The sequence below is a fragment of the Corallococcus aberystwythensis genome (assembly GCF_003612165.1).
GTDB lineage: Bacteria > Myxococcota > Myxococcia > Myxococcales > Myxococcaceae > Corallococcus > Corallococcus aberystwythensis.
In genome coordinates this window covers 1-15,152 of record NZ_RAWK01000245.1, presented here as the reverse complement: position 1 = coordinate 15,152, position 15,152 = coordinate 1, and the positions used below count along the sequence as shown (strand labels likewise).

General features: G+C 70.4%; 12 protein-coding genes. 3 read left to right on the top strand and 9 right to left on the bottom strand.

Features of this window, described 5'->3' with window-relative positions:
- Window positions 1-142: 142 nt before the first annotated feature.
- On the top strand, window positions 143-3,919 hold the full coding sequence (locus D7W81_RS31695; RefSeq protein ID WP_120559141.1) for a DUF3858 domain-containing protein: 3,777 nt from the start codon (window positions 143-145) through the stop codon (window positions 3,917-3,919).
- Window positions 3,920-4,031: 112 nt separating this feature from the next.
- Window positions 4,032-5,684 (top strand): glycoside hydrolase family 99 protein, encoded by a 1,653-nt coding sequence (locus D7W81_RS31690; RefSeq protein WP_120559140.1) that lies wholly within the window; start codon window positions 4,032-4,034, stop codon window positions 5,682-5,684.
- Window positions 5,685-5,693: 9 nt separating this feature from the next.
- On the opposite strand, the gene D7W81_RS31685 is transcribed toward D7W81_RS31690, so the two are convergent.
- Both D7W81_RS31685 and D7W81_RS31680 read right to left on the bottom strand, forming a co-directional pair.
- Window positions 5,694-6,506 (bottom strand): SDR family NAD(P)-dependent oxidoreductase, encoded by an 813-nt coding sequence (locus D7W81_RS31685; protein WP_120559139.1) that lies wholly within the window; start codon window positions 6,504-6,506, stop codon window positions 5,694-5,696.
- Window positions 6,507-6,589: 83 nt separating this feature from the next.
- A complete protein-coding gene (locus D7W81_RS31680; protein WP_167508124.1) occupies window positions 6,590-7,807 on the bottom strand; it encodes an isoaspartyl peptidase/L-asparaginase family protein in 1,218 nt (405 codons plus the stop codon).
- A gap of 217 nt (window positions 7,808-8,024) precedes the next feature.
- Here D7W81_RS31680 and D7W81_RS31675 point away from each other — a divergent pair, with 217 nt between their 5' ends.
- Window positions 8,025-8,690, top strand: a complete 666-nt coding sequence (locus D7W81_RS31675) for a type 1 glutamine amidotransferase domain-containing protein (RefSeq protein WP_120559138.1) — start codon at window positions 8,025-8,027, stop codon at window positions 8,688-8,690.
- Between the two features lie 19 nt (window positions 8,691-8,709).
- On the opposite strand, the gene sufT is transcribed toward D7W81_RS31675, so the two are convergent.
- From sufT to D7W81_RS31640, 7 genes are read right to left on the bottom strand one after another with little or no spacing between them, the layout of a single operon-like run.
- Window positions 8,710-9,261, bottom strand: a complete 552-nt coding sequence (gene sufT / locus D7W81_RS31670) for a putative Fe-S cluster assembly protein SufT (protein WP_120559137.1) — start codon at window positions 9,259-9,261, stop codon at window positions 8,710-8,712.
- A 9-nt stretch (window positions 9,262-9,270) separates the two neighbouring features.
- Entirely contained in the window at window positions 9,271-9,723 is a 453-nt protein-coding gene (sufU, locus tag D7W81_RS31665) for a Fe-S cluster assembly sulfur transfer protein SufU (protein ID WP_120559136.1), read from the bottom strand.
- Entirely contained in the window at window positions 9,720-10,949 is a 1,230-nt protein-coding gene (locus D7W81_RS31660; protein ID WP_120559135.1) for a cysteine desulfurase, read from the bottom strand. Before D7W81_RS31660 ends, sufU begins: the two co-directional genes overlap by 4 nt.
- The gene (gene sufD / locus D7W81_RS31655; protein ID WP_120559134.1) at window positions 10,946-12,256 is read right to left on the bottom strand and encodes a Fe-S cluster assembly protein SufD; all 1,311 of its coding nucleotides are present in this window, start codon (window positions 12,254-12,256) and stop codon (window positions 10,946-10,948) included. The genes D7W81_RS31660 and sufD overlap by 4 nt, the downstream gene beginning before the upstream one ends.
- Entirely contained in the window at window positions 12,253-13,041 is a 789-nt protein-coding gene (gene sufC / locus D7W81_RS31650) for a Fe-S cluster assembly ATPase SufC (protein ID WP_120559133.1), read from the bottom strand. Before sufC ends, sufD begins: the two co-directional genes overlap by 4 nt.
- Window positions 13,041-14,480, bottom strand: a complete 1,440-nt coding sequence (gene sufB, locus D7W81_RS31645; RefSeq protein ID WP_120559132.1) for a Fe-S cluster assembly protein SufB — start codon at window positions 14,478-14,480, stop codon at window positions 13,041-13,043. The genes sufC and sufB overlap by 1 nt, the downstream gene beginning before the upstream one ends.
- Window positions 14,477-14,974 (bottom strand): SUF system Fe-S cluster assembly regulator, encoded by a 498-nt coding sequence (locus D7W81_RS31640; protein WP_120559131.1) that lies wholly within the window; start codon window positions 14,972-14,974, stop codon window positions 14,477-14,479. Before D7W81_RS31640 ends, sufB begins: the two co-directional genes overlap by 4 nt.
- Window positions 14,975-15,152 lie beyond the last annotated feature (178 nt).

Sequence of the window (15,152 nt, the reverse complement as noted above, 5' to 3'; positions counted from 1 at the left end):
CCCAAGCGCCAGCCCGCCAAGGCGGCCCCCGCCAAGTCCGCCCCGAAGCGCCGCTAGGGGACCGGCCGGGGTCGGTCCCGGACACGCACCGCAAGGGGAATATGGCCTCTCCGAGGGGATTGCATTATCCCTCGGCTCCCCTATGCGCACCTTCCGCCGCGGCCTGACCGCGCTCGTCCTCGTCGCCGGACTCACCGGCTGCCCCCGGCCCTCCTCCGTCGTCGCGCCCCACGTGCTCGAGTCCGCCGCCGAGCGCGCCGGCCAGGGTGACGCGGAAGCGCGCACGCTCGCGTTCGCGGGCTTCCACGCGTACCTCGTCGCGGGCGACGTGAAGCTCGCGCAGCAGCGCTTCGACGCCGCCGTGCAGAAGGACCCGGGCGACCCGTACGCCCTGCAGGGACAGGCGCTGCTGGCCCGGCGCAACGGCCAGTCCGACCGCGCGCTCGCCGCGTCGCTGGAGCTGGTGAAGCGCGCCCCCCGCCACCCGGTGGCCGTCATCGCCGCGCGCTACGTGCTGGACCGCGTGGGCACCTCGCGCGCGGAGGATGACAACATCCTCAAGGGCGTGGACGCGGGGCTCGCCGCGGGCGCCCGGGGTGAGACGGCCTACCTCCTGCGCGCCGCGCGCCTGGCGGTGGCGAGCTTGCGCGTGGACACGGCCACCCAGGCCCAGACGCTCAAGGACCTGGGCGGCGCGAGCGAGGCCACGCTGGTGGGCCCCTTCTCGCCCTTCCACGTGCTGGCCATCGACGAGCCCATCGCGCCGGAGAAGGACGGCTCCTTCGCGGGCCCCTTCACGGGCGCGTACGGCGCGCTCGCGGCACGCACGGTGCGCTCGCCGGACGGCCGGCTGGACCTGGGCGGCGAGCCTGGCCACGGGGACATGTACGCGCTGGGCATCGACGCGGAGGTGGCGGAAGCCGGCGTGTACGTGCTGCGCACGGTGAGCCAGACGTCGCACCGCGTGCTGATGGACGGCGCCCCGGTGCTGGAGCGCCGCGACTGGGCGCGCACCGCGTCCACGGTGAGCGTGCGCGCGCTGGAGCTGCCCGCCGGCAAGCACCGCTTCGTCGTGAAGATGTCCCGCGACAACACCCAGGGCGGCATCACCTTCGCGCTGATGAAGGCGGACGGAAGCCCCGCCGGGGTGCGCCTCACCGCCGCCACCGGCCCCGCGCCGCGCTGGAACGCGAGCGCCCCGGGCGAGGTGGAGGCCCCGGACATGTACCCGGGCGCGGAGGACCTGGCCCAGGCGCTCCAGGGCGAGGCCGGCGGGACGCTGAGCACCTTCCTCGCGGTGCGCGACGGCCTGGCGCGCGACGTGGACGGCACCCAGCGGCTGATGGCGAAGCTGGAGGCCACGACGCCCGCGCTGCTCACCCTGCGCGCGGAGCAGGCCGCGCAGGACCGCGGCATCCCGTCCAAGGTGGCGCGCGGCCGGGCCACGCGCGACCTGGAGGCGGCGCTGGCGAAGGACCCGGCCAACGTGGCCGCGCTGCTCTTGCGCGCGGACCTCTTCCTGGATGACGGCCAGCCGACCACCGCGCTGGACACGCTGAAGACGGCGCGCGACGCGGTGAAGCCCGCGGGCTTCCCGGTGCACGTGATGATGGCCCGCGCGGCGCTGGCGCTGGACGTGGACGCGCAGGCGGAGGTCGCCCTGGCCTCGGCGCTGGAGGCGCAGCCGGGCCTGTGCGAGGCGCTGGGGTTGCAGTACTCGCTGGCGCGCCGGCGCGACGCGGTGGCCCGCACGGACGAGCTGGTGAAGGCCCAGGAGGGCTGCCCTGGCGCGGACGCGCGGCGGGTGGACCACCTGCGCACGCGCGGCGACCTGGAGGGCGCGGCGAAGGGCTACACGCAGCTGCTGGCGCAGGACCCGGACAACCTCACCACCGCCGCGGCCCTGTCCAGCATCTACCTCAGCCAGCGCCGCTACGACGACGCGGCGAAGGTGCTCCAGAAGCAGGCCACCGTGTGGCCGCGCAACGCGGAAATCCTCAAGCGGCTGGCGGACGTGCGCGAGTACGCGGGCCAGGGCGCGGAGGCGCTGAAGCTGCGCGAGCAGGCGCTCAAGCTGGACGGCACGGACCTGTCGCTGCGCCGCGCGGTGGAGCGCGCGAAGACGGGCAAGGAGCTGCTGGCGGCGTACGCCATCGACGGCAAGGAGGCCTTGAAGGCCTACGAGGCGGCGCCCGTCACCGGCGGCAGCGCGGCGGCGTACGTGCTGGACGCGGCGGCGGTGCAGGTCTACCCGGACGGCTCCATCGTCAACCGCATCCACACCATCCAGAAGGCGCTGGAGCAGTCGGGCGTGCAGGAGATCGCGGAGGTGAACATCCCTCGCGGTGCCCAGGTGCTGGCGCTGCGCACGCTCAAGGCCGACGGCCGCGTGCTGGAGCCGGAGAACATCGAGGGCAAGGACACCATGAGCCTGCCCGGCGTGCAGGTCGGTGACTCCGTGGAGGTGGAGTACCTGCTGCCCGAAAGCGACCGGGGCCCCGCGCAGCCGGGCTTCACCGCGTCCGCGTTCTACTTCCAGATCGCCAACCAGCCGAACGCGTGGAGCACGTACACGGTGGTCGCGCCCAAGGGCAGCGGCATGAAGGTGGACGCGCACGGCATGAAGGCGCCGCCGCCGGAGGTGAAGGGCGACGTGGAGGTGTTCCACTACGACGCGCGCCGCGTGCCGCCGTTCATCCCGGAGCCGAGCGCGCCGCCCTCCGGCAACGAGTACCTGCCCTTCGTGATGGTGGGCGCGGGCGATACGGGCAACGACGGCCTGGCGCGCGTGTACGGCGACGCGTTCCAGGACCGGTGGCTGCGCACCTCGGAGGTGGAGTCCTTCGCGCGTCAGGCCACGGAGGGCAAGAAGGGCCTGGACGCGGTGAAGGCGCTGCACGCCGCGGTGATGAAGCGCTTCTCCGGACGCGACGCGAGCCTCGCGCAGTCCGCCGCCTCCACCGTGGCGCAGGACCGGGGCAGCCGGCTCACCGTGATGAAGGCGGGCCTGGAGACGCTGGGCATCCCGTCGCGCGTCGCGGCCATCCGCACCTTCAACACCGACCCCGCGCCCTACCTCTTCCCCGCGGACGCGCTCCTGCCCTACGCGGCGCTGCGCGTGGAGGTGCCGGGGGAGGACCCCGTGTGGCTGGACACGTCCGTGCGCTACGGCCCCTTCGGAGAGCTGCCGGAGGCCGCCACGGGCGAGCGCGAGGCGTACCTCCTGCCGGAGCCTGGAAAGCCCCTGCAGAAGGTGAAGACGCCGCCGCTCAAGCCGCGCGTGGGCAAGGACGTGAAGCTCAACCTGGAGCTGGGCGCCGACGGCAGCCTCAAGGGCCAGGGCGAGGAGACCTACTCCGGCTTCGAGGCCGCGCAAATCGCCGAGGCCTTCGAGCAGCTCTCCGCGGAGAGCCGCAACCAGGCGCTCCAGGGCGCGGTGTCGCGCTACTTCGGCGGCGCGCAGCTGTCGTCCGTGAAGCTGGAGCATGAGGAGGCCGTGGGCGCGCCCTTCGTGCTGCGCTACGCGTTCACCGTGCCGCGCTTCGGGCGCATGGAGGGCGACGGCCGCATGGCGCTGGGCCCTGTCACCTTCCCCGCCCTGCTGGGCCGGCGCTACGTGCAGCTGTCCACGCGCACCACGCCGCTCTACCTCGACGACACGGAGGCCAGCCGCACGAACGTCGCCCTCACCCTGCCCCAGGGCTGGAAGCTCAGCGACCCGCAGGCGGGCCTGAAGGTGGACAGCCAGTTCGGCCACTTCACCCGGTCGGAGAAGCAGGACGGGCGCACGCTCACCATCGCGGAGTCCATCAACATGCCCCGCGCCCGCGTCACCCCGGCGGAGTACGAGAAGTTCTCCGCCTTCGCCGGCGACGTGGACCTGCTCCAGGTGCGCGAGCTGTTCCTCGTGAAGCAGTAGGCCCTGCGGCACGGCATCCCAGGAATACTCATATTCCTGGTTGATGGCGTCTTATGACAACGTGGCTCCTGGCCGGGGCGTTTCGCGCCTTGCCGGTCAGGAGCCTGTTCACATGAGACGTCAGGGTTGGGTTTCGCTGGGCGCGGGCCTCGTCTGCGCGCTGTGGGGTTTCTTCGCGGCGGACGCGGCGGTGCCGGTGCCGAAGACGGTGGGCAAGAAGGTGTACGTGCACCTGATGCCCTGGTTCGAGACGCGGGCCACGTCGGGCAACGGCGCGTGGGGCATCCACTGGACCATGGACAACCAGAACCCGGACGTGGTGGACGGCTCCGGGCGGCGGCAGATTGCGTCCTACTACTACCCGCTCATCGGGCCGTATGGCTCCGGGGACCGGGACGTCATCGAGTACCAGCTGCTGCTCATGAAGTACTCGGGCGTGGACGGGGTGCTCATCGACTGGCCGGGAACCCTCAACGCCTGGGACTACCCGAAGAACCGCGCCAACACGGAGGCCGTCATCGCGCAGACGGCGGCGGTGGGGCTGGACTTCGCGGTGGTGTACGAGGACCACAACGCAAAGCTCGCGTACGACGCGGGCTTCATCACCGACAAGCTGGCGGCCGGGCGCAACGACATGGCGTACCTGCGCGACCGGTACTTCAACCAGTCCAACTACATCCGGGTGAACAGCGCGCCGCTGCTGCTCGTCTTCGGGCCGCAGACGTTCCAGTCCGCCGGAGACTGGACGAACGTCTTCTCCCCGCTGAGCCAGAAGCCCACGTTCCTCACGCTCTGGTACGAGTCCGGTGAGGCGGGCGCGAACGCGAAGGGCGAGTTCGCGTGGATCTACCCGGACTTCACCACAGGCCTCACGCACTTCTACAACAACCAGCCTTCGCCCCTGAAGTTCGGCTCCGTCTACCCGGGCTTCCGTTCATTCTACGCGGCGGGCGGCTGGGGCGGGCCCACCTGGGAGATTGCCCACAACGGCCTCAACAGCTTCAACCAGACGCTGGACCTGGCGAAGAACGCGGGCAGCATCAACCACCTCCAGCTCAACACCTGGAACGACTACGGCGAGGGGACGATGATCGAGCCCACGCGCGAGTTCGGTTATGGGTTCCTCACGTCGCTTCAGCAGAAGCTGGGCGTACCGTATTCGCAGAGCGAGCTGGAGCTGATCAATACCCTGTACCAGCAGCGCAAGCAGTACGCGGGGGACGGGAACAAGCAGGCGCAGCTCAACCAGGCGGCGTCCGCGCTGTTCAACCTGGACGTCAACGGGGCGCGCAACATCCTCAACGGTGGCGGTGGTGGCTCGGGCGTGTCCGTGACGAACGGCGGCTTCGAGTCCGGCCTGTCCGGTTGGACGACGTGGACGCCCAACGGCACCGCGGGCGCGGCCTTCACGGAGACGTACAACGGAGGCCACGCCAGCGCGAACCACCTGACGCACTGGAGCGGCGCCCCGTTCGAGACGTGGACGTATCAGACGGTGTCGGGACTCGCGTCCGGCAGCTACAAGGTGCGCGCGTGGGTGCGCAAGGGCGGCACCTTCGCGCTGTCACGCCTCCAGGTGAAGACGTGCGGTTCCTGCTCGCCCGTGTTCACCGCGCTGGGCACGTATGGGGACTGGACCCTGGTGGAGACGCCCGCCATCTCCGTGACGGGCGGCTTCCTGGAGTTCGGCTTCCACACGCAGGCGACCACCGGCAGCACGGCCAACTTCATCCACATGGATGACGTGTCGCTCGTGAAGCTGTAGCGCGTTCCGTCAGTGGTGCGCGGAGCCGGGCTCGGACAGCTTGCGGTGCTGTTCTGCGGTGATGGGCGCGGGCAGCACCGTGGCGGCCGCGGCCATCACCTTGTTCGCGAGCGAGCCGGCGACGACCTTGTCCTTGCCGGCCATCAGGGCCTCGTAGCCCTCGCGCGCCACCTGCTCCGCGCTGTCCTTCTTCTGCGCCCCCACGCGCGTGTCGTCCATGCCGGCGCGGTGGAAGAAGTTCGTCTCCGTGGGGCCCGGCATCAGGGCCGTCACGGTGATGGCCGTGTCCTTCAATTCGTTGCGCAGGGCTTCGGAGAAGGAGAGCAGGAAGGCCTTGGAGGCGGCATACACCGCTTCGAACGGGCCCGGCATGGTGGCCGCGATGGACGAGGTGAAGAGGACACGGCCCACGTTGCGCGCCACCATGTCCTTGAGCACGAGCTTCGCCAGGTGCACGGACGAGGTGACGTTCAGGTTGATGAGATTCAACTCCGCCTGGAGGTCCGTCTGCCGGGCGAAGTCGCCCCCCACGCCCACGCCCGCGTTGATGGCGATGGCATCCACCGGGCGGCCCACCTGCTTGATTTCGGCGTAGAGCCGCTGGACGCCCTCCGCCTTCGCCAGGTCCACCTGCACGCTCTTCACCCAGGCGCCCAGGCTTTCAAGGGCGGCGGACACCTCCACGATGCCCTTGTCCTCCGCGGCGATGAGCAGGTCGAAGCCGTTCTTCGCGAACTGCTTCGCCAGCTCGTAGCCGATGCCGCTGGACGCTCCGGTGACGACCGCGAGGGGACGGGTGGACATGGATGCGCGCGAGGCCATGGCTCTCTCTCCGGGGTGAGGAAGACGTGGAGGAAAAGCTTTGGCCTCGTGCAGGCCCAGGCAAGCGGGGCTCGGCCGCCTGCCTAGGGTTGCTGGAAGATGGCGACGGTGGGCGTGCCGTCCTCGCCGATGTAGCCGCGATACATGCCGCTGGAGTTGAAGGGCATGGCCACGTGGCCCTGGCGGTCCATGGCGATGACGCCACCCTCGCCGCCGGCCTTCACCAGCACGTCGTGGATGACGAAGTTGGCGGCCTCTGGGAGGGGGAGGTCCTGGTACTCGACGCGGGCGCAGATGTCGCGCGCCACCGTGTAGCGGATGAAGAACTCCCCGTGGCCTGTGGCGGAGACGGCGCAGCGCTCATCCGCGTAGGTGCCCGCGCCAATGATGGGCGCGTCACCGACCCGGCCGAAGCGCTTGTTGGTCATGCCGCCCGTGGACGTGCCCGCCGCGAGGTTGCCTTCCTGATCCAACGCCACCGCGCCCACCGTGCCGAACTTGTGGTCCCCCGTGACGGGGTCCACGCCCGGCGTCAGCGACGAGCCGGGCTGCGGCGACGGGGGCTGCACCGGCGCGGGCGGCTGCGCGGGCATCACCGGCTGCGCGGGCTGCGGGGGCGTCTGGCCCTGCGTGGACGGCTGCCCCTGTTCCGCGGGCGGGGCCCCCTTCGCGCGCTCCTGCTCCAGCGCGCGCTGGAGTCCCTGCCAGCGCTCCTCCGTGTAGAAGTACTTCGCATCCACCAAGGGCATGCCCTGCGACTTCGCGAAGGCCTCCGCCCCGTCGCCCACCATCATCACGTGCGGGGACTTCTCCATCACCAACCGCGCCAGGTCGATGGGGTTCTGGATGTGGTGCACGCCGGCCACCGCGCCAGCCATGCGCGTCTTGCCGTCCATCACCGCCGCGTCCAGTTCGTTCACGCCGTCGTGGTTGAACACAGCGCCCTTGCCGGCGTTGAAGTACGGCGAGTCCTCCAGCACGCGGATGGCCGCTGTCACGGCATCCATGCTGCGGCCGCCCTTCGCCAGCACCGCGTGCCCCGCCTGGAGCGCCTCCGTGAGCGCGGCGCGCATCACGGCCTCGCGCTCCGGGGTCAGGTTCTCACGGGAGATGACGCCCGCGCCGCCGTGGATGACCAGCCCCCACCTGGGCTTCACGCGCGGAGGGGCATCCGTGCGCAGGGCGGCATCGTCACGCGCGGCGCCCGCCTGTGAGGACGTGGCACAGCCCATGGGGGCCAGCAGCAGCGCGGCGCCCGCGAGCAGGCTCCGGTGCATCCGGGGAGAGAACGAGGGGGACATGCCGTGCGCCTCCAGAAGGGGACCTCTCCCCGTGTCGTAAAGCCGTTCCCCAGGGGCGTCCAGCGCCGCCGCATGCCGCGCCGCACCAGTCAGCAGGAAGGCATCACCCCGAGCGCCTGCCTGCCCGCCTGCCCTCCGCTTCCCCTCCCGTCAGGGCATGTACACCGTGCAGGTTCGGGTTGTGTGGGGCATCGCCGGACATCGGGAGGACAGGGCAATGAAGAAGCTGAAGGGGATGCGGGTGGCCGTGCTGGCGGCGGATGGCTTCGAGCAGGTGGAGCTGACGCGGCCGGTGAAGCGCCTGGAGAAAGAGGGCGCGCACGTCACCATCGTCTCCCTCCACAAGGGCCGCATCCGGGGCATGAACCTGCTGGTGCCCGGACGCAAGGTGCGCGTGGACGCCACGCTGCGCGAGGTGAAGGCCGCGGACTTCGACGCGCTGCTCCTGCCCGGTGGCTTCATGAACCCGGACTTCCTCCGGCAGAGCGCCCTGGCGCTGGACTTCGTGAAGGACGCGGACCTGCTGGACATGCCCATCGCGGTCATCTGTCACGGGCCGTGGCTGCTCGCGTCCGCGGGCTTGCTGGAGGGCCGCCACGTGACGTCCTGGCCGGGCATCCGCAACGACATGGAGAACGCGGGCGCGCACTGGACGGACGAGCCCGTGGTGCGCGACGGCAACTGGGTGTCCAGCCGGGGGCCGCACGACCTGCTCGCCTTCGAGCACGCGCTGGTGGAGATGTTCGCGGAGCGCATGTCGCCCGACGTCGCCCGCCGCCCCGCGACGGAAGCCGCGCCGCGCTGGCCCCGGTGGCTCGCGGGTGGGCTCGCCGCCGCCGCCACGCTGGGCCTGGTCGCACGTGGCAGGAAGGCCCTGGCCTAGCAGGCCGGGCCCGGGGACGTCACATCCAGCCCAGCTGGAGCCGCGCCACGTCTGACATGCGGCTCTGGTCCCACTGGGGCTCCCAGACGAGCTCCACGTGGGCCTCCTTCACGCCGGGCAGCGTGGACACCTTGGAGCGCACGTCCTCCACCAGCACCTGGCCCATGCCGCAGCCGGGCGCCGTGAGCGTCATCTCGATGTCCACGCGCTGGCCGCCCTCGTCCAGCGGCGTGGCCTTGCACGTGTACACCAGCCCCAGCTCCACGATGTTCACCGGGATCTCCGGGTCGTAGACCGTGCGGAGCTGCTCCCAGACCTGCTCCTCGTGGAACTCGCCGGGCGTGACGTCCGCGTCGGGCGCCGGCGCCTTCGCCGCGTACTCCTCGCCCAGCACGTCCGCGTTCTTCTGGTCGATGCGGAACAGCTGGCCGTACGGGTCCTGCACCGTGACGTTGCCGCCCAGCGTCTGCACCACCGTCAACTCCGAGCCCGCCGGCAGCAACACCTTGTCCCCACTGGGGATGAGCATCGCGTCCACATCACGCTCGATGACCGTCATCGCGCCTCGCATGACCCCTCCCTACTCCGTCGACACCGACGTGGAGCGGCCATCCAGCGCCGCGTGCAGCGTGTGCCACGCCAGGCTCGCGCACTTCACCCGGGCCGGGAACTCACTCACGCCCGACAGCACCGCGAGCTTGCCCAGCGACTCCGGATCCACCTTCTCCGGCCCCTCCGTCACCAGCGTGTGCACGCGCTCGAAGAGCGCTTCGGCCTCCTCGCGCGTCTTGTCCTTCACCGCGCCCGTCATCAGCGACGCGGACGCCTTGGAGATGGCGCAGCCCTGGCCCTGGAAGCCGATGTCGCGGATGACGCCGTCCTCCAGCTTGAGCGTCACGGAGAGCTGGTCGCCGCACAGCGGGTTGTAGCCCTCCGCCGCGCACGTGGCGCCCTCCACCACCCGGAAGTTGCGCGGGCGCTTGGAGTGCTCCAGCACCACCTCCTGGTACAGGTCCTTGAGGTCGGAACTCACGCGAACACCTCCTTCACCTTGTGCAGGCCCTTCACCAGCGCGTCCACGTCCTCGCGCGTGTTGTAGAGCGCCAGCGACGCACGCGCCGTGGCCGCCACCCCGAAGCGCTGCATCAGCGGCTGGGCGCAGTGGTGCCCCGTGCGGATGCAGATGCCCTCCTGGTCCAGGATGGTGCCCACGTCGTGCGGGTGGACGTCCTCCAGCGTGAAGGACAGCACACCCGTCTTGCGCGGCGCCGTGCCCACCAGCTTGAGCCCCGGCACCGACCGCAAGGCGTCCGTCGCGTACGCGAGCAGCCACTGGTCGTGCTGGGACACGTTCTCCATGCCCACGGCTTCCAGGTAGCGGATGGCCGCGGCCAGTCCCACCGCGCCCGCCATGTCCGGCGTGCCTGCCTCGAAGCGGTGCGGCACGCGGTTGTAGACGGTCTTCTCCATCGTCACGGAGAGGATCATGTCCCCGCCGCCCTGATACGGCGGCAGCGACTCCAGCATCGAAAGCTTTCCGTACAGCACGCCGATGCCCGTGGGCCCGAAGAGCTTGTGCCCGCTGAAGGCGTAGAAGTCACAGCCCAGGTCCTGCACGTCCACCGGGAAGTGCGTCACCGACTGCGCCCCGTCCACCAGCACCGGGATGTTCTTCGCGTGCGCCTTCGCCACCAGTTCCTTGATGGGATTCACCGAGCCCAGCGCGTTGGAAACGTGGGTAATGGCCAGGAGGCGCGTCCGCTCCGTGAGCAGCGCGTCCACGGCGTCCATCTGGAGCTCGCCGCGCTCGTCCACGGGAATCACGCGCAGCTTCGCGCCCGCGGCGTCACACACCATCTGCCAGGGCACGATGTTGGAGTGGTGCTCCATGGCGGAGATGAGCACCTCGTCGCCCGGGCCCACGTGCTTGCGGCCGTAGGTGGCGGCCACCAGGTTGATGGCCTCCGTGGTGCCGCGCACGAAGATGACCTCGCGCACGTCCTTGGCGTGGATGAAGCGGCGCACCGTCTCGCGCGCGTCCTCGAAGGCCTGCGTGGCGCGCTCGGAGAGGATGTGCACGCCCCGGTGCACGTTGGCGTTGTCGTGCGTGTAGTAGCGCGTCAGCGCGTCCAGCACCGCCTGCGGCTTCTGCCCGGTGGCGGCGCTGTCCAGGTACACCAGCGGCCGGCCCCGCACCTCCTGCCGCAGGATGGGGAAGTCCGCGCGCACCCGCGCGAGGTCGAATCCAGGCCCGCTCATCCCATCACCTCCGCCGTACCCGGCAGCTTTTCCGCGAGCAATGCCTCCACCCGCGCACGCACCGGACCCTCTGGCACCGCGCGCACCAGCTCGCTCGCGAACGCCTGCGTCAGCATCCGCTCCGCGTCCACCTTCGGGATGCCGCGTGAGCGCAGGTAGAACAGTGCGTTGTCATCCAGCCGGCCCACCGCCGTGCCGTGCGCGCACTTCACGTCGTCCGCGAAGATCTCCAGCTGCGGCCGGGCGTCCACCTGCGCGCCCTCGGAGAGCAGCAGGTTGCGGCTCGTCTGGCTCGCGTCCGTCTTCTGCGCGTCCTCGCGCACGCGGATCTTCCCGTGGAAGGTGCCGCGCGCGCGGTCATCCAGCACGCCCTTGTAGAGCTCGCGGCTGGAGCAGTGCGGCACCGCGTGGTCCAGGTCCGTGCGGTTGTCCAGGTGCTGCGTGCCCCGGCCCACGAACAGGCCGTTGAGCACGCACTCCCCACCTTCACCCGCGAAGGCCGCGTGCACTTCGTTGCGAGCCAGCGCCCCACCGAACGAGAACGCATGCGACTGGAAGCGGCTGTCGCGCCCCTGCCGCGAGTACAGCCCGCCCAGGTGCAGCGCCGTGTCACCCTCCGCCTGGAGCTTGAAGTGGCGCAGGCTGGCGTTGTCGCCCAGCGACACCTCCGTCACCGCGTTGGTGAAGGTCGCCCCGGAGCCCAGCCCCGCGTACGTCTCCACCAGCGTGGCCTCGCTGCCCTCGCCCGCCACCACGACGATGCGCGGACTGGCCAGCACCGGCCCATCACCGCCGCGCGCGAGGAACAGCAACTGCACCGGCACCTCGCTCAAGGCCCTGGGTGCGAGCGTGAGCAGCGCGCCCTCCTCCAACAGCGCCGCGTTGAGCGACGTGAAGGCATGCGCGGACGGCCGGGAGAGCTGCCCCAGCGTCTCCTGCAACAGCGCGCCGTCCTCACGCAGCGCCTGCGACAGCGGCTTGAGCACCACGCCGCGCGGCAGGCCGGTGAGCACCGACAGCGCCGGCACGAACCTGCCGTCCACGAACACGAGCCGCGGGCCGGGCAGCGCCAGCCGCGCCACCGCCTGGGCCACGTCCTCGCCCGCGGACACGTCCCGCACGGGCTGGAAGGGGTGCGCCGACAGCGTGGAGACGGGCGTGTACTTCCACTCCTCGTCCTTGGACGTGGGCAGGCCGCGCGCCTGGAACTGGCTCAGTCCCTCCTCGCGAATCGCCTGGAGCCACGCGGGAGCATCCCCACGCGCCTGGAACGTCCGGGCCACGTCGGCATAGTGGGACGCGCTCATGGCCGGGCCTCCTTCGCCTTGCCGGCGGCGCCGCCCTCCCCGCCAATCCAGCCGTAGCCCTTCTCCTCCAGCTCCAGCGCCAGCTCGCGTCCACCCGAGCGCACGATGCGGCCCGCCGCCATCACGTGCACGTGGTCCGGCACGATGTAGTCCAGCAGCCGCTGGTAGTGGGTGATGACCACCAAGGCGCGGTCCTTCGAGCGCAGCGCGTTCACCCCGCCCGCCACGATGCGCAGGGCGTCGATGTCCAGGCCCGAGTCCGTCTCGTCCAGCAGCGCCAGCCGGGGCTGGAGCACCGCCATCTGGAAGATCTCGTTGCGCTTCTTCTCTCCGCCGGAGAAGCCCTCGTTCACGGAGCGGTTCATGAAGGCCGCGTCCAGCTGCACGAGCTTCGCCTTCTCCTTGGCCAGCTGGAGGAAGTCCATGGCGTCCAGCTCCTCCTCGCCCTTCGCGCGGCGCTGCGCGTTGAGCGCCGTGCGCAGGAAGTGCAGGTTGCCCACGCCCGGGATCTCCACCGGGTACTGGAACCCCAGGAACACGCCCGCCTTCGCGCGCTCCTCCGGCGGAGTGCCCAGCAGGTCCTTGCCGTCGAAGAGCACGGAGCCCTTCGTCACTTCGTAAGTCTCACGCCCCGCCAGCACGCCCGCGAGCGTGCTCTTGCCGGAGCCGTTGGGCCCCATGATGGCGTGCACCTCGCCGGCGCCCACCTCCAGGTTGATGCCCTTGAGGATGTCCTTGCCGCCCACGCGGGCGTGCAGGTCCTGGATGCTCAACAACGACGCCATCACCCGACGCTCCCTTCCAGACTCACGCCCAGGAGCTTCTGCGCTTCCACCGCGAACTCCATGGGCAGTTCCTTGAAGACCTGACGGCAGAAGCCGTTCACGATCATCGACACCGCGTCCTCCTGCGAGATGCCGCGCTGCCGGCAGTAGAAGAGCTGGTCCTCGCCAATCTTCGACGTGGACGCCTCGTGCTCCACCTGCGCGGTCGCGTTCTTCACCTCGATGTACGGCAGCGTGTGGGCGCCGCACTCGTCGCCCAACAGCAGCGAATCGCACTGCGTGTAGTTGCGTGCGTTCGCGGCGCTCTTGAGCATCTTCACCTGGCCCCGGTACGTGTTCTGCCCGCGCCCCGCGGAGATGCCCTTGGACACGATGGTGGACCGGGTGTTCTTCCCGATGTGCACCATCTTCGTGCCCGTGTCCGCCTGCTGCCGGTGGTTGGTGAGCGCCACCGAGTAGAACTCGCCCACCGAGTCATCCCCCTTGAGGATGACGCTGGGGTACTTCCAGGTGATGGCCGAGCCCGTCTCCACCTGGGTCCACGAAATCTTGGCGCGCTGGTGCGCGATGCCGCGCTTGGTGACGAAGTTGTAGATGCCGCCACGGCCTTCCGCGTCGCCCGGGTACCAGTTCTGCACCGTGCTGTACTTGATGGACGCGCCGTCCAGCGCCACCAGCTCCACCACCGCCGCGTGCAGCTGGTTGGTGTCGCGCATGGGCGCGGTGCAGCCCTCCAGGTAGCTGACGGAGGCGCCTTCATCCGCGACGAGCAGTGTGCGCTCGAACTGGCCCGTGTCCGCCGCGTTGATGCGGAAGTACGTGGACAGCTCCATGGGGCACTTCACGCCCTTGGGCACGTAGCAGAACGAACCGTCGCTGAAGACCGCCGAGTTGAGCGCCGCGAAGAAGTTGTCGGAGAAGGGCACCACCGTGCCCAGGTAGCGCTCCACCAGCTCCGGGTGCTCGCGCACCGCTTCGGAGAACGAGCAGAAGATGACGCCCGCCTTGTAGAGCTTCTCCCGGAACGTGGTGGCCACCGACACGGAGTCGAAGACGGCATCCACCGCGACGTTCTGCAGGCGCTTCTGCTCCTCCAGCGGGATGCCCAGCTTCTCGTAGGTGCGGAGGATTTCGGGGTCCACCTCCAGCAGGCTGTCCTTCTTCGGCTTCTGCTTCGGCGCCGAGTAGTAGCGGATGGCCTGGTAGTCGATGGGGTGGTACTTCACCGCCTGCCACGTGGGCTCCTTCAGCGTGAGCCAGTAGCGGTACGCCTTCAGGCGCCACTCCAGCATGAAGGCCGGCTCGTTCTTCTTCGCGGACAGGACGCGGATGACGTCCTCGTCCAGGCCGGGCGGCAGCGTGTCCGCCTCCACCTGGGTGACGAAGCCCGCCTGGTAGCCCTTGCGCGTCAGCTCCTGGATGGTTTCGGTGCTGCTCATGAGCGGACTCCCGTGACGGAAGGAGGAAGGACCGCGGACGCCGGCAGGCCCAGGCCCACCAGCCGCTCCGGCATGCGGGGCGCGGGCGCGCGCAGGTCCGCGAGCGTCAGCTTCCCCAGCGCTTCCTGGATGGCTTGATTGATGAGGCGCCAGTGGCCGCGCACCTGGCAGACGGCCTCCAGCTCGCAGGGCCCGGCGGGGGCGCCCTGGTGCTGGCCACACTCCGTGAGGGACACCGGCCCCTCCAGCGCGGACACCAGCTCCGCCAGCGAGATGGACTCCGCCGGGCGCGCCAGGCCGTAGCCGCCGTTCGCGCCCCGGTGCGACACCACCAGCCCCGCCTGCAACAGGCCCTTGAGGACCTTGCTCGCGGACGGAAGGGCGACATGCGTGCGCGCCGCCAGCTCTCGCGTGGTGCGGGTTTCCCCGTCCGCGCGCGCCAGCTCGGCCATCAGCACGATGCCGTAGTCGGTCATCTTGCTCATCCGGAGCATGAGTGGGGTGTCTCCTGTGGCTGTCCGCGGGCCCGATGCCCGCGACGGCCTCTTATGTAATGTGGACCTGTTCAGTCCACATTCAAATCCGGACGCGACGAGCTAGGGTGGGGCCGTCCGCTTTCCGAGCCCGTCTCCCCCTCGAGGAGCCCCACCGATGCGCCGTCCCCTCCCCCTC

Coding starts and splice junctions, on each gene's coding strand:
- D7W81_RS31690 (WP_120559140.1), top strand. CDS start 4,032: ATGAGACGTCAGGGTTGGGTTTCGCTGGGCGCGGGCCTCGTCTGCGCG.
- sufB (WP_120559132.1), bottom strand. CDS start 14,480: ATGAGCAGCACCGAAACCATCCAGGAGCTGACGCGCAAGGGCTACCAG.
- sufT (WP_120559137.1), bottom strand. CDS start 9,261: ATGCGAGGCGCGATGACGGTCATCGAGCGTGATGTGGACGCGATGCTC.
- sufD (WP_120559134.1), bottom strand. CDS start 12,256: ATGAGCGCGTCCCACTATGCCGACGTGGCCCGGACGTTCCAGGCGCGT.
- D7W81_RS31685 (WP_120559139.1), bottom strand. CDS start 6,506: ATGGCCTCGCGCGCATCCATGTCCACCCGTCCCCTCGCGGTCGTCACC.
- sufC (WP_120559133.1), bottom strand. CDS start 13,041: ATGGCGTCGTTGTTGAGCATCCAGGACCTGCACGCCCGCGTGGGCGGC.
- D7W81_RS31660 (WP_120559135.1), bottom strand. CDS start 10,949: ATGAGCGGGCCTGGATTCGACCTCGCGCGGGTGCGCGCGGACTTCCCC.
- D7W81_RS31675 (WP_120559138.1), top strand. CDS start 8,025: ATGAAGAAGCTGAAGGGGATGCGGGTGGCCGTGCTGGCGGCGGATGGC.
- D7W81_RS31680 (WP_167508124.1), bottom strand. CDS start 7,807: ATGTCCCCCTCGTTCTCTCCCCGGATGCACCGGAGCCTGCTCGCGGGC.
- D7W81_RS31640 (WP_120559131.1), bottom strand. CDS start 14,974: ATGCTCCGGATGAGCAAGATGACCGACTACGGCATCGTGCTGATGGCC.
- D7W81_RS31695 (WP_120559141.1), top strand. CDS start 143: ATGCGCACCTTCCGCCGCGGCCTGACCGCGCTCGTCCTCGTCGCCGGA.